This window comes from Bradyrhizobium sp. WU425, assembly GCF_021052305.1.
Lineage (GTDB): Bacteria > Pseudomonadota > Alphaproteobacteria > Rhizobiales > Xanthobacteraceae > Bradyrhizobium > Bradyrhizobium canariense_D.
Map to the genome: position 1 here is coordinate 7810762 of NZ_CP088089.1, position 14346 is coordinate 7825107.

Genomic DNA, 14346 nt, shown 5'->3' on the forward strand with positions numbered 1-14346 from the left:
GCGGGCGCACGCCCAAACTTGCGTTGCAACAACGCCTCATCCACTATCGCCGTCAGCGGTGACATCAGGTGCGCACAGGCGCACCTGATTGATCACCGGCAACAAACATTGAGGAAATGCGAATGAGGAATGGAATGCTGCATCTGGCCACGGCAACGGCGCTGACCCTGGCGCTATCGGTCTCGGCGGCCAATGCCCAGAAGAAATATGATCCGGGGGCGAGCGATACCGAGATCAAAGTCGGCCAGACCGTGCCGTTCTCGGGACCGGCATCGGCCTACGCGTCGATCGGCAAGACCCAGGCCGCCTATTTCAAGATGATCAACGACCAGGGCGGCATCAACGGCCGCAAGATCAATCTGATCCAGTATGACGACGCTTACTCGCCGCCAAAAGCAGTGGAGCAGGTGCGCAAGCTGGTCGAGAGCGACGAGGTGCTCTTGACCTTCCAGATCATCGGCACGCCATCGAATGCGGCCGTGCAAAAATATCTCAACTCCAAGAAAGTGCCGCAGCTGTTCGCGGCCACCGGCGCCTCGAAGTTCACGGACCCGAAGAACTTTCCGTGGACGATGGGCTACAACCCTAACTATTTCGTCGAGGGCCGCATCTACGGCCAGTACATCCTGAAGGAATATCCAAACGCCAAAGTCGGCGTGCTCTATCAGAACGATGATCTCGGCAAGGACTATCTGAACGGCATCAAGGCCGGGCTCGGCGACAAGGCCGCCAAGATGATCGTCAACGAGTCCTCCTACGAAGTCTCGGACCCGACCGTCGATTCGCAGATCCTCAAGATCAAGGATGCCGGCGCCGATCTGTTCTTCAGCGCCAGCACGCCGAAGCAAGCGGCGCAGGCGATCAAGAAGATCGGCGAGATCGGCTGGAAGCCGGTGCAGATCGTCGACATCAACGCCACCTCGGTCGGCGCGGTGATGAAGCCTGCCGGTCTCGACGCCGCCAAGGGCGTGATCAGCGTCAATTACGGCAAGGATCCGCTCGATCCGACCTGGAAGGACGATGCCGGCCTGAAGAAGTATTTCGACTTCATGGCGAAGTACTATCCGGACGGCGACAAGGATTCGAACTTCAATACCTACGGCTACGGTACCGCCCAGCTTTTGGCCCACGTGCTGCAGCAGTGCGGCGACAACCTGACGCGCGAAAACGTCATGAAGCAGGCGGCTTCGCTGAAGGACGTGACCAGCGATATCGCCCTGCCCGGCATCAAGGCCAACACCTCGGCGACCGACTACCGCGTCAACAAGCAGCTTCAGATGATGAAGTTCAACGGCGAACGCTGGGAGCTGTTCGGCCCGCTCCTGGAAGATGCGGGTCCGGCGGGTTAGTTCTCTCGGAGCAAGCAGGTGAGGCGTGGATGGCCGAGTCAAGCCCGGCCATCCACCTTGAGGAGGGAGTTCCGCCGACGCCGCTCAGGCCGGCACCTCGCCAAAGTTCTTGCCCACCGGCAGCACCGCGTGCCGAATGAGCCGTGAATCCTCCACGGCGGCCTGCCTGTGCTTAACCGCTTCGCGATAGACGGGATCGCGGATCATCTCGACGAACGCGGCGACGCTTGGGTATTCGGCGATGAAGCAATGGTCCCAGCGCTCAGTCTCGGGGCCGATCAGCATCAACTCGAATTTGCCTTGCCAGACGATGCGGCCGCCGAGGCGTTCGAACACCGGGCCGCTCTCGCGGCCATAGGCCGCATAGGCTTCCGCGCCGCTCGCCTTGCGGCCATCTGGATAGGCTGCCTCCTTGCGTAAGCGCACCAGGTTGAGCATGTGGATCGGGCCGGGACGGTCGTTGTCCCGGAACTGCGCGAAAATCTCCTTGGTTGGATCGATGTGGCCCATCTGAGTTTCCTTTTCTTTTATGCCGGCGATCCTAGCTCTGCCGACCTCCCAGCGGAACTGCGGCCAGCGAATGCCGCACCTCCTAATCGCGCGTTAAGCTCTGGGTAACCGGGCCTTAAACAGCGACCGCTAGCGTGCGGCGGGGCGGGCTGACCGGGCGTTTGCGTATGGGGTTGGGAAAGAAAAAGGGTGGGCGGAAGGAGCCGTTGTTCGGCTTGCCTGCGGCACTCGCCGATCTGCGCCTGACCGCGGCCGACCGCATTCCTGGCGGCGATGAGAGGCCGAAGAAATCAACGAAATCATCTGCCAAGCGCAAGAGCGAGGATGCCGGCGACGAGCCGCCGCGCGAGCGGAAGGCGCCAGCCGGCCGCGGCAGTGCCAAGCGCCGATCCAAGTCACGCATCGGCGCGAGCCTCGGCCGCCTGGTCTATTGGGGCGCGGTGCTGGGCCTGTGGGGCGCGATCGCCGTGATCGGCGTCGTGATCTATGTCGGCGCTCATCTGCCGCCGATCCAGTCGCTGGAAATCCCCAAGCGGCCGCCGACGATCCAGATCGTCGGCATGGACGGCAGCATGCTGGCGCAACGCGGCGAGATGGCCGGCGCCAACGTCTCGCTGAAGGATCTGCCGCAATATCTGCCCAAGGCGTTCATCGCCATCGAGGATCGACGCTTCTATTCGCATTTCGGCATCGATCCCGTGGGCATCCTGCGCGCGCTCGTCACCAACGTGCTCCATCGCGGCGTGTCGCAGGGCGGCTCGACGCTGACGCAGCAATTGGCGAAAAACCTGTTCCTGACCCAGGAGCGCACCATGGCGCGCAAGCTGCAGGAAGCGGAGCTCGCGATCTGGCTGGAGCGCAAGCATTCCAAGAACGAGATCTTGGAGCTCTATCTCAACCGCGTCTATTTCGGCTCCGGCGCCTACGGCGTCGAGGCCGCCGCGCAGCGCTATTTCGGCAAATCGGCCAAGAACGTCACCGTCGCGGAAGCGGCGATGCTGGCCGGTCTCGTCAAATCGCCCTCGCGGCTCGCGCCTAACCGCAACCCCGAGGGCGCAGAAGCGCGCGCGAAAATCGTGCTCACGGCGATGGCGGATGCCAAATTCATCACCGAAGCGCAGGCGCAGGCCTCGATCGGCCAACCCTCCTACAATGTGAAGCCGGTCGGCGCCGGCACGGTCAATTACGTCGCCGACTGGATCGGCGAGGTGCTGGACGATCTGGTCGGCCAGATCGACGAGAGCATCAAGGTCGAGACCACGATCGATCCGAAGCTCCAGAGCGTGGCGGAAGCCGCCATCATCGACGAGCTCGCGGCCAAGAGCGTGAAATTCAATGTCAGCCAGGGCGCACTGGTGGCGATGACGCCCGACGGCGCGGTTCGCGCCATGGTGGGCGGGCGGAACTATTCCGAGAGCCAGTACAACCGCGCGGTCACCGCCAGGCGCCAGCCGGGCTCCTCGTTCAAGCCGTTCGTGTACCTGACCGCGCTCGAGCAGGGGCTGACGCCCGACACGGTCCGCCAGGACGCGCCGATCGAGGTCAAGGGCTGGAGGCCTGAGAACTACACCCACGAATATTTCGGCGCGGTGACGCTGACCCAGGCGCTCGCGATGTCGCTCAACACGGTCGCCATTCGCCTCGGCCTCGAGGTCGGGCCGAAGAACGTGGTGCGCACCGCGCACCGGCTCGGCATCTCCTCGAAACTCGAGCCCAACGCCTCGATCGCGCTCGGCACCTCCGAAGTCTCGATGGTCGAGCTGGTCGGCGCCTATGCACCCTTCGCCAATGGCGGCTTCACGGCGACGCCGCATGTCGTCACGCGGATCAGGACGCTCAGTGGCAAGCTGCTCTACATGCGCCAGGCGGACGAGCACAACCAGGTGGTCGACCCGCGCTATGTCGGCATGATGAACGCGATGATGCGGGAAACGCTGATCAGCGGCACCGCCAAGAAGGCGGAGATCCCGGGCTGGCCAGCGGCCGGCAAGACCGGCACCAGCCAGGACTACCGCGACGCCTGGTTCATCGGCTACACCGCCAACCTCGTCACCGGCGTGTGGCTCGGCAATGACGACAACTCGCCGACCAAGAAGGCCACCGGCGGCGGCTTGCCGGTCGAAGTCTGGTCGCGCTTCATGCGCACAGCGCACGAGGGCGTGCCGGTAGCAGCCTTGCCGAGCTCTCCAGGTGGCTGGGGCCTGTCGAACCTGGCGCAGGCGACGTCGCAGGTGTCGCCGCCAACAGCGGCAGCGCCCGGACCCGCACCGGCCAGCAACGGCGGCTATCGCCCACCCCCCACGCGCGCCAATGCGCGACCGGAGGCAGCCGCAGGACTCGATGGCTGGCTGATGGACCGGCTGTTCGGCGGGAATCGCTAGCGCCGACCTGAGGTCCGGGTGACCTCAAAACAAAAACAAGCGAAAACAACCCCATGCACAGTAGCCGAGGATAACGAAATCAACGGCTTGCGTGAGTCGCAAGACGGCTGATTCTGACAGCAAAGCCATTTGACACCTCGGGCAAAACAGAACCGTTCGGCCATCATCCCGAACGCGGCCGCTATCTCGGCTCTCCCGGTTCGCCACCGGTGTCGTCTTCGGCAAGTCCTGCCTACCATGGCAAAATCGGCCGATCCCCGCAGCTCCCGGAACGCAAAAACACCAGTCTCTTCAAGCTCCGGTCGGCGGCCCGGGATTTGCTCTCACAGGTTGAGCAAGTATCGGAGAGCGTTCCATGATGTCGGGTGTATCCAGCGCGGCGTTGCCTCATCTGCGACCCGCATCAACGTCCGCTTCGAATAGGACATCGAGTCTTCAGCCGGCGGGACCGGATGCGACTGATGCTGCGACCGACGGCTTTCGGATTGACGTCTCGCAGGTCAAGCCCCTGACAGGCGCCAAGTCGATATCGGCGGCGGACAATCCTCACCTGCGCGACCTCATGGCAACGAACTGGCTGATGACCCATGACACGAGCGCAACTCAGTCGGTCGTCTCGGACGATGCCACTGAGAACACCTATGCTCAGGTGAAGGTCGACGGCAAGGTGGTCGCCACCCTGTACAATGGCGGGTCCTCAACGATGACCAACGAGGCGGCTGGAAAGATCGGCAAGCTGGAGGATCCACCCGATCTGAGTGGACCAGATCTGGCGCAGTGGCGGGCCGACAGATACGCCGAGCGGCTCGGTGGCACCGTTGAAAAAGCTTCCACCGCGATCACGCAATCGCAATGGACCCCGCGTGAAAGCAGCTCCGCAACCTATAGCCGCGATCAACTCGACGCAGCCTTCCAGGCGATGCTGGCCGAGGGCCAGAAGGCCGGCGTGCAATTGCAGTCATCCTATCTCGCCTCGCGCACGCAGCCGGGGACAAGCGCGGATGTCGGCGCCTGAGCAGAGGGATGAATTGAGTACGCGCGGACGTCGCTGCATTCTCAACTGTCATTCCCGCGAACGCGGGAATCCAGTACGCCGCGGCCTCTCGGTTCAATAACAACCGCCTCGGAACACTGGATCGCCCGGTCGAGCCGGGCGATGACAGCGTCAGATGGAGGTTGGCAGCGAGGGCCTAATCCTCGACCCCGTAGCGGTGCAGGTCGTTGCCGTACGTATCGAGCCACTTCTTGGCGCGCTCCATCGACGGGCAGACCTTGCCGCAGACGCGCCAGAACCGCGCCGAGTGGTTCATCTCAACGAGATGGGCGACCTCGTGGGCGGCGAGATAGTCGAGCACGTACGGCGGCGCGAGGATCAGGCGCCAGGAGAACGACAGCGAGCCGGCCGAGGTGCAGGAGCCCCAACGACTGGATTGATCGCGGATCGAGAGCCGCTTGACCTTGACGCCGAGCTCGGCGGCATAGGATTCCGCCGCACGCTGAAGGTCGCGGCGAGCCTCGCGCTTGAGGAAGTCGCTGATGCGACGGTCCGCATGCTCGACGCCGCCGGCGACGCAGAGAATGCGCTCCCCGCTGTCGCGCACTTCCGTCCACACCGTACCGCGCGTGCCGGCGCGATGAACGATGCGATGGGCCGTGCCGCGAAGTGGTATCACTGTGCCAGGCTGGAACGGCGCGGCCTTCGGCAAACGGCCGAGACGTGCCGCGATCCACGCGCCGTGGCGCTGCGCGAAGTCTTTTGCTTCGGCGAGCGTGCCGCGCGGCGGCATGGTGAGGATGGCTTCGCGATCGCTCGGATGAATTCTGAGCGTGTAACGGCGCGCGCGGCGATGCCGGCGCAGTCGAATCGCAAAATATTGCGATCCATGGGTGATCAGGAGGGTCTTCGGCTCGTGGGGCCGCCGATAGAGGAGTGCGCGAGTGGCCATGTCTGTCAGTCCGGGGGGCAGGAGAGCGCCCGGATTCTGCCATAACCGCCGCCAGGGAAAGCGCTCGGCGCAAAAACAAATCATTTGCCCAATATACAGGGGTCTGGCGTCCGGGAGACCCTACAGACTGGGGTTGGAACCGGCTTTTTTCGCCCCCGTTCGGCGCATGTGGCACCCCCAAGGGGTGAGGTTGGACTCACTCCTAGAAAGCTACCTAAATACCGCGAATCTAGCGGGAACTCGCCCCTGTCGGAGCCTCCGACAGGGCGTCGATTTTCAGCGGGAAAGCCGAAAAACGCGATTATTCGGCCGCGAGAGCCTGCAATGAGCTCGGATTCGCCGCCGAGACCATGAAGTCGTGGATGCGCGGCACGATTTCCGATTTGAAGCGCGAGCCATTGAACACGCCGTAATGTCCGACGCCCTTCTGGACATAATGAACGCGGCGGTGATCGGGAATCGAGCTGCACAATGTGTGCGTTGCTTCGGTCTGACCGATGCCGGAGATGTCGTCGTTCTCGCCTTCGACGGTCATCAACGCGACGCGCGTGACCTTGGAGGGATCGACGCGTGTTCCACGATGGGTCATCTCGCCCTTCGGCAGCGAATGCTTCACGAACACGGTGTCGACGGTCTGCAGGTAATACTCGGCGGAGAGATCCATCACCGCGAGATATTCGTCGTAGAAGTCACGATGCTTGTCGACGAGGTCGCCGTCGCCCTTCACCAGGTTGGCGAATAGCTGCTTGTGGGCATCCATATGCCGGTCGAGATTCATGCTGATGAAGCCGTTGAGCTGCAAGAAGCCCGGATAGACGTCGCGCATCATACCCGGATGCGGGAACGGCACCTTGGTGATGACGTGGTTGCGGAACCAGTCGATGCCGCGCTCCTGGGCCAGGTTGTTCACCGCAGTCGGATTGCGCCGGGTGTCGATCGGGCCGCCCATCAGCGTCATCGAGGTCGGCACAAAGGGATCGCGTAGCGCTTCCATAATCGAAACGGCAGCGACGACGGGAACCGAGGGCTGGCACACCGCCAGCACATGCGTGTTGCCGCCGAGGACATGCAGCATCTCGATGACGTAGTCGATGTAGTCGTCAAGATCGAAGCGGCCGTCGCTGAGCGGCACCATGCGGGCATCGGCCCAATCGGTGATGTAGACCTCATGCGCCGGCAGGAAAGCCTCGACGGTACCGCGGAGGAGCGTCGCGTAATGGCCGGACATCGGAGCGACGATCAGCACGCGTGGATGCGGACTGCGCAGTGGACGGGCGAACTTGCGATCGAAGTAGAGCAGGCGGCAGAACGGCTTTTCCCAGACCGAGCGGACCTCGACGGGAACGCGGATGCCGTTGACCTCGGTGTCGTTGAGGCCCCATTCCGGCTTGCCGTAGCGGCGGGTGGTGCGTTCGAACAATTCGCAGGCCGCGGCAACGGACTTGCCAACCTCGGTGCGTGCCCAGGGGTTCAGCGGATTCTGAAACAGGAGCTTGGTCGCGTCCGTGATCGCACGCGCCGGATTGAGAGAGGCTTGGCCCATCTCGTACATCCAGTACATCGGCGTCGTCAGGACAGGACTGCCTTCGGCCACCAGGGGCGGCGCGCCGCCAAACTCACCAATCGGCATCGCTATATTCCTCTTCGCATCGCAGCATACTGCCGAATGCGTAATATTGCGTCAATGCATGGTTCCGTACATCTACGTGGCCGAGGTGCCCAAACCGGGCAGAATCCACGAGAAAGTGACGTTATTCGCCGCCTGACAGCAGCGAGCCCTGCATCCTGGCGCTGCGCAAAAGGGCAAGGAATGCCCCAAAAGATGCAAGCAACAGCACCGCGTTGATGGCCAACGCGCTCAGCATCAGATCGGTCCTGAAGGTGTTTTCGATCAGCAGCGCGCGCATCCCTTCGAACACGTAGGTCGGCGGCAGCGTCCAGGCGATGTATTGCAACCAGACCGGCAGCACGCTGACGGGATAGTAGACGCAGGCGAGCGGCATGATGCCGAACATCAAGGTCCAGACGATGCTCTCGGCGCCGAGGCCGTTTCGCAGCACCAGTCCGGAGACGAAAATGCCGACCGACCAGCTCGTGAAGATCAGATTGCAGAAGAACGCGATCAGCGGCACGCCGAGCGCATAAACATTGAAGTGAAACAGGAATAACGCGAGCAGCGTCATGGGGATGACGCCGATCGCGAGCCGGATCAGGCTCATGATCATCAGGGACAGCAGAAATTCGAGCGGCTTCAACGGGCTCATCATGAGATTGCCGAGGTTGCGCGCCCACATCTCTTCCAGGAACGAGATCGAAAAGCCGAGCTGCCCGCGAAACAGGATGTCCCAGAGAATGACGGCGCCGATCAGGGTGCCGCCGGCACGCGCGAAGAAGTTGGCATTCTGCGCGATGTAAAGCTGCAGAAAGCCCCAGGTGATGACCTGCAGCGCCGGCCAGTAGAGCAGCTCGAGCAGCCGCGGCCAGGACGACAGCAACAGGTACCAATAGCGCAGGATCATCGCGCCAATGCGGTGGACGGAGATGCCGCGGTGGAGGGAGAGTTCGGTCATTGCGGCACCGCGTAGCCCGAATGAGCGAAGCGATATCCGGGACCTTGCTGGCGGCGTTCCCGGGTATCGCTTCGCTCACCCGGGCTACGGTCGCAACATACGGCCTGGCTCATCGTGCCACCTCCTGCGCGCCGTTCACCCTTCCGCGCGCGACGTCCAGAAACACCTCTTCCAGCGTGGTGCGGTTGTAGCGGGCCATGATGGCTTCGGGCGTATCGTCGTCCTCGATACGGCCGCGCTTCATGATGATGACGCGATCGCAGAGCCGCTCGACCTCGAGCATGTTGTGCGACGCCAAGAGGATGGTGGCGTTGTTCGCCATGCGATAACGCTCCAGATGCCCCCGGACCCAGTCGGCGGTGTCGGGATCGAGCGAGGCGGTCGGCTCGTCCAGCAACAGCAGCTCGGGCTGGTTGATCAGCGCCTTGGCAAGCGCAACGCGCGTCTTTTGTCCTGCGGAGAGCTTGCCGTTGGCGCGGTCGATGAACTCGGTGAGATCGAGATCGTCGGCGAGCTCAGCGATGCGATCGGAGAGGTTCTTCACCGCATAGAGCTTGCCGAACACCGTGAGGTTCTGACGCACCGTGAGCCGCATCGGCATGTCGACATAGGGGCTCTCGAAGTTCATCCGACCCAGCACGGACGCGCTGTCCTCCGGCATCCGATGCCCGAGCACCTGCACGCGGCCGGAGGTCGGCAGCACGAGGCCCATGATCGTCGCGATGGTCGTGGTCTTGCCGGCGCCGTTGCCGCCCAGCAGCCCCGTGATGCTGCCGCGCGGAAGCGAAAAGGAGATGTCGTCGACGGCGCGGGTCTGCTTGTAGACCTTGACCAGGTGATCGACCGCGATTGCCGCGGAGAGGCTGCGATCCGCGACAGTCGGCCAGCTTGAAGCCTTGTCATTCTCCGTCATGCTGGGCGTTCTTCTGCTATTGCAGCGGAGAGCGCAAGGCTTGTAATCCGGCGGTTCCGTGAGCCGCGCGCTTGTGATCGAGAAGGCACCGCCCCATTGGCCGAAATGACCGAACTTGCCGCTTCCGACTTTCGCCCCGCGCAGCGGCATATCCGCCTGGATACGATCCTGCGACTGCGCTGGCTCGCGGTGCTCGGCCAGCTCGCCGCGATCTTCATCGTGGCGCAGGGGCTGGAATTCAATGTCGAGATCGTTCCCTGCGTCAGCATCATCGCCCTGTCGGCGGCGCTCAATCTGGCGCTCCAGACCGTGTCCAATCCGCTGCAGCGGCTGGAGCCGATGCAGGCGGCCGGACTGCTCGCGCTCAACATCGTGGAGCTGGCGGGTCTCCTGTTCTTCACCGGCGGACTCCAGAACCCGTTCTCGTTCCTGTTCCTCGCGCCCGTGCTGATCTCCGCGACGGCGCTGCCGGCCCGCTTCACCTTCGGCCTCGGCGTGCTGGCTGTCGCCTGCGCCTCGGTCCTGTTCTTCTTCCATCTGCCGCTGCCCTGGGATTCTGATGATCCGCTGGTGCTGCCGCCGATCTATCTCGTCGGCGTCTGGCTCTCGATCGCGCTCGCGATCGGCGTCACCAGCCTCTACTCGTTCCAGGTCACCGAGGAGGCGCGCAAGCTCGCCGACGCGCTGGCCGCGACCGAGCTGGTGCTGACGCGCGAGCAGCATCTGACCCAGCTCGACGGCCTGGCCGCAGCCGCAGCGCACGAGCTCGGCACGCCCCTCGCGACGATCTTCCTGATCTCGCGCGAGCTGGAGAAGACGGTGAAGGAGCCGAACTTTGCCGCCGACCTGAAGACCCTGCGCGAGCAGACGCAGCGTTGCCGCGACATATTGAGCAAGATCACCCAGCTCTCCTCCACCGGCGCGCCGTTCGACCGCATGAAGCTGTCGGAGCTGATCGAGGAGGTGGTGGCGCCGCACCGCGATTTCGGCGTCGATATCAAGGTGCGCATCGCCGTCGCCATCGTGGCCGAACCGGTCGGCTCGCGCAATCCGGCGATCCTCTACGGCGTCGGCAACATCGTCGAGAACGCGGTCGATTTCGCCCGCACCACCGTCGAGGTGAATGCGTGGTGGAACAAGGACACAATCGAGCTCGTGATCTCCGACGATGGTCCCGGCATTCCGCCTGACATCCTGAACCGGATCGGCGAGCCCTATTTGTCGCGGCGGCGCAGCAAGGACGAAGGCGGCGGCCTCGGGCTCGGCGTGTTCATCGCGCGCACCTTGCTGGAGCGCACCGGCGCCAAGGTCTCGTTTACCAACCGGACCTTTCCGGACCATGGCGCAGTGGTCCAGATCACGTGGTCGCGAGACCGTTTTGAGGCTATCGAGACCTTCGAAGAAACAATAGGATAGGCCGCGACCTTGCGTCGCACAACGGGGCCGATCGACCATTGGCGCCCTTGGCACCGCCCGATTGCGCCGCCATATGTAGACGCGCTGGAGAGAGGACGAAACCTTGAACGCCATCGCCGAACTGAACGAACAGACCGACCGCTCGCTGCTGATCGTGGAGGACGACAAGCCGTTTCTGGAGCGGCTGTCGCGCGCCATGGAAACGCGCGGCTTTGCGGTGACGTCATGCGACACCGTCTCGGACGGTCTGGCGCAGATCGGCAAGGCGGCGCCGGCATTCGCCGTGGTCGATCTGCGGCTCGGTGATGGCAACGGTCTCGACGTGGTCTCGGCGCTGAAGAAGAAGCGCCCCGACGCCCGCGCGATCGTGCTGACCGGCTATGGCAACATCGCCACCGCCGTCACCGCGGTGAAGATGGGCGCGGTCGATTATCTCTCGAAACCCGCGGACGCCGACGACGTCGTCGCGGCGCTGCTGTCGACCGGCTCGGACAAGTCCGAGTTGCCGGCGAACCCGATGTCGGCCGACCGCGTGCGCTGGGAACACATCCAGCGCATTTACGAGATGTGCAACCGCAACGTCTCGGAGACGGCACGCAGGCTCAACATGCATCGGCGCACGTTGCAGCGGATTTTGGCCAAGCGCGCGCCGCGATAACGGTGCCGTAGGGTGGGCAAGGCGCAAAGCGCCGTGCCCACCATGTCTGCTTCAATCTTTGACCTGGATGGTGGGCACGCTCCGCTTTGCCCACCCTACGGCATCGCGCTCGCGGCGCCGCTATTCCCAAAACTCCGCATGCCCCTGCGGATCGACCAGCCGGTTGATCCGCAACGCCGCCGCCATGGCGAACCGCACCGTCATCTGCTTGCGCGTGGCCGCAGCGAGCTTGTGCTCGGGCGCCTCGCATTGCAGGTGCGCACCATAGGCATCCGCGATGATCAAGCCGGTATCTTGCGGAAAGATCTCGCAAGGCAGGTCCTGCGTGAAGGCGAAGAACAGCCGGTCGCAATGCGCCCGGTATTCGTGCCATTTCTGATCGGCGCGCAAATCCTCCACCGACGATTTGATCTCGACGATCCAGATCTCGCCCCGCTCGTTCAGCGCGACGAGATCGGCGCGTCGCCCCGAGGGCAGCGGTAATTCGCTGATGCAGGTGAAGCCGAGCGAGCGCAACAATCGCGCCGTGCCGCGCGCGATCGCCAGCGCCGTCTCGGATTGACGGCGGTCCGGCGGCGGCACGAGGGCAATGCGGGCGGTGTTGTCCATCGGGGGAGGATAGCCGATTCCTCCGTCGTCGTCCTGGCCTAGTGCGCAATTGCGCACGGGAGCCAGGACCATGACTCCAAGGGATCGTTGGTGCACGAGGGGATCACCACCAGTCCTCGTCAAATTTCGGCCTGTGGTATTGGTCCTGGATCTGCGCTTCGCTTGTCCGGACGACGGCGGGGTACGGAACCGCTCTCGCTCTTAACACTTATCACGCAGCCGCCGCACCTCGGCGGAACCACCGAGGCTGCGCGCGCATGATCGACGATCTCTGGTACAAGAACGCCATCATCTATTGCCTGTCCGTCGGCACCTATATGGACGCCAACGGCGATGGCATCGGCGATTTCAAGGGCCTGTTGCGCCGGCTCGATTATCTGCACGGCCTCGGCATCACCACGATCTGGCTGATGCCGTTCCAGACCTCGCCCGGCCGCGACGACGGCTACGATGTCGCGGATTATTACAGCGTCGATGCCCGCTACGGCACGCTCGGCGATTTCGTCGAGTTCACTCATGGCTGCAAGCAACGCGGCATTCGCGTCATCATCGATCTCGTCGTCAACCACACCTCCGACCAGCATCCCTGGTTCAAGGCGGCGCGGAGCGACAGGAATTCGCCCTACCGCGATTGGTATGTCTGGTCCGACAAGAAGCCGGCCAACGCCAATCAGGGCATGGTCTTTCCCGGCGTTCAGAAATCGACATGGACGCGCGACAAGGAAGCCGGCGCCTGGTACTTCCACCGCTTCTACGATTTCCAGCCCGACCTCAACACCTCGAACCCGCGCGTGCAGGCCGAGATTTTGAAGATCATGGGCTTCTGGATCCAACTCGGCGTCTCAGGCTTTCGGATGGATGCCGTGCCTTTCGTCATCGCGACCAAAGGCGCCAAAGTGAAAAAGCCGGCCGAACAATACGACATGCTGCGGACGTTCCGTGAATTCCTGCAATGGCGGCAGGGCGATGCCATCATCCTCGCCGAGGCCAACGTGCTGCCGAAGACGGACATGGAATATTTCGGCCGTGATGCCGACCGCATGCATATGATGTTCAATTTCCAGGTCAACCAGCATCTGTTCTATGCGCTGGCCTCGTCCGATTCCCGCCCGCTGGGGAAAGCGCTGAAGGCGACCAAGCCGCGACCCGCCTCGGCGCAATGGGGCCTGTTCCTGCGCAATCACGACGAGCTCGATCTCGGGCGATTGACCAAGGCGCAGCGCGACCTTGTTTTCAAGCGCTTAGGTCCCGACAAGGACATGCAGCTCTACGACCGCGGCATTCGCCGCCGCCTGGCACCGATGCTGGGTGGCGACCGCCGGCGGCTTGAGCTCGCCTACAGCCTGATGTGCACGCTGCCGGGAACGCCCGTGATCCGCTACGGCGACGAGATCGCGATGGGCGATGATCTTTCGCTCCCCGAGCGCAATTGCGCGCGCACGCCGATGCAATGGTCGACGGAGCCGCATGGCGGCTTCACCACCAGCGACAAGCCGGCCTTGCCCGTCATCGACGAAGGACCGTACGGCTATCCACACGTCAACGTCGCCAAGCAGCGGCGCGATCCGAACTCGATGCTGAACTGGACCGAGCGCATCGTCCGCATGCGCAAGGAGGTGCCGGAGATCGGCTGGGGCGATTTTTCGATCATCGCGACGCGCGATCCCGCCGTGTTCATCATGCGCTATGACTGGCGCAACAATTCCGTGCTGTTCGTGCACAATCTCGACGAGAAGCCGCGCGAGATCGCGTTCTCGGCGGGGCTGCCAGGCGAGGCCGGCGCGCACCTGATCAATCTGCTCGCGGAGGACCACAGCCACGCCGACAAGCGCGGCCAGCACCGCGTCGTGCTGGAGCCCTATGGCTATCGCTGGTACCGCGTCGGCGGATTGGACTATCTGTTGAAGCGGAGCGATATCGACGGGACGGTGCGAGGGAACAAGCATCCGGGGTAGTCAGTGCGACCACGCACTCCGTTGTCGTCCTGGCGAAAG

Annotated in this window: 12 protein-coding genes; 6 read left to right on the forward strand and 6 right to left on the reverse strand. The window is 63.4% G+C overall.

What is annotated here, in order from left to right; all coding sequences use genetic code 11:
- Positions 1 to 122: 122 nt before the first annotated feature.
- Entirely contained in the window at positions 123 to 1349 is a 1227-nt protein-coding gene (locus BcanWU425_RS37095) for an ABC transporter substrate-binding protein (RefSeq protein WP_085385519.1), read from the forward strand.
- Positions 1350 to 1433: 84 nt separating this feature from the next.
- Here the strand turns inward: BcanWU425_RS37095 and BcanWU425_RS37100 are convergent, their stop codons facing one another.
- Positions 1434 to 1859: a DUF1330 domain-containing protein gene (locus tag BcanWU425_RS37100; RefSeq protein ID WP_018455884.1), complete on the reverse strand. Its 426-nt coding sequence runs from the start codon at positions 1857 to 1859 to the stop codon at positions 1434 to 1436.
- Positions 1860 to 2026: 167 nt separating this feature from the next.
- On the opposite strand from BcanWU425_RS37100, the gene BcanWU425_RS37105 reads away from it, so the two are divergent.
- Together BcanWU425_RS37105 and BcanWU425_RS37110 are read left to right on the forward strand one after the other, a co-directional pair.
- Positions 2027 to 4240 (forward strand): transglycosylase domain-containing protein, encoded by a 2214-nt coding sequence (locus BcanWU425_RS37105; protein ID WP_204513092.1) that lies wholly within the window; start codon positions 2027 to 2029, stop codon positions 4238 to 4240.
- 355 nt (positions 4241 to 4595) lie between these two features.
- On the forward strand, positions 4596 to 5255 hold the full coding sequence (locus BcanWU425_RS37110) for a hypothetical protein (RefSeq protein WP_204513091.1): 660 nt from the start codon (positions 4596 to 4598) through the stop codon (positions 5253 to 5255).
- A gap of 175 nt (positions 5256 to 5430) precedes the next feature.
- Here BcanWU425_RS37110 and BcanWU425_RS37115 read toward each other — a convergent pair whose 3' ends face one another.
- From BcanWU425_RS37115 to BcanWU425_RS37130, 4 genes are all read right to left on the reverse strand, one after another.
- Positions 5431 to 6270 (reverse strand): M48 family metallopeptidase, encoded by an 840-nt coding sequence (locus tag BcanWU425_RS37115; RefSeq protein WP_026233044.1) that lies wholly within the window; start codon positions 6268 to 6270, stop codon positions 5431 to 5433.
- Positions 6271 to 6487: 217 nt separating this feature from the next.
- Positions 6488 to 7816 carry a polyhydroxyalkanoate depolymerase gene (locus BcanWU425_RS37120; protein WP_018455880.1) on the reverse strand — a complete coding sequence of 443 codons (1329 nt, stop codon included), beginning with the start codon at positions 7814 to 7816 and terminating at the stop codon, positions 6488 to 6490.
- A 121-nt stretch (positions 7817 to 7937) separates the two neighbouring features.
- The gene (locus BcanWU425_RS37125) at positions 7938 to 8756 is read right to left on the reverse strand and encodes an ABC transporter permease (protein ID WP_204513090.1); all 819 of its coding nucleotides are present in this window, start codon (positions 8754 to 8756) and stop codon (positions 7938 to 7940) included.
- Between the two features lie 109 nt (positions 8757 to 8865).
- Positions 8866 to 9669 carry an ABC transporter ATP-binding protein gene (locus tag BcanWU425_RS37130; protein ID WP_085349757.1) on the reverse strand — a complete coding sequence of 268 codons (804 nt, stop codon included), beginning with the start codon at positions 9667 to 9669 and terminating at the stop codon, positions 8866 to 8868.
- Positions 9670 to 9774: 105 nt separating this feature from the next.
- On the opposite strand from BcanWU425_RS37130, the gene BcanWU425_RS37135 reads away from it, so the two are divergent.
- A complete protein-coding gene (locus tag BcanWU425_RS37135) occupies positions 9775 to 11085 on the forward strand; it encodes an ActS/PrrB/RegB family redox-sensitive histidine kinase (protein WP_204513089.1) in 1311 nt (436 codons plus the stop codon).
- Between the two features lie 103 nt (positions 11086 to 11188).
- Positions 11189 to 11743: an ActR/PrrA/RegA family redox response regulator transcription factor gene (locus BcanWU425_RS37140; RefSeq protein ID WP_007598178.1), complete on the forward strand. Its 555-nt coding sequence runs from the start codon at positions 11189 to 11191 to the stop codon at positions 11741 to 11743.
- Positions 11744 to 11863: 120 nt separating this feature from the next.
- On the opposite strand, the gene BcanWU425_RS37145 is transcribed toward BcanWU425_RS37140, so the two are convergent.
- Positions 11864 to 12352, reverse strand: a complete 489-nt coding sequence (locus BcanWU425_RS37145; RefSeq protein WP_085361950.1) for an MmcB family DNA repair protein — start codon at positions 12350 to 12352, stop codon at positions 11864 to 11866.
- Positions 12353 to 12609: 257 nt separating this feature from the next.
- Between BcanWU425_RS37145 and BcanWU425_RS37150 the strand changes: the two genes are divergently transcribed.
- Positions 12610 to 14307: an alpha-amylase family protein gene (locus tag BcanWU425_RS37150; RefSeq protein ID WP_204513088.1), complete on the forward strand. Its 1698-nt coding sequence runs from the start codon at positions 12610 to 12612 to the stop codon at positions 14305 to 14307.
- The last annotated feature ends 39 nt before the right edge of the window (positions 14308 to 14346 follow it).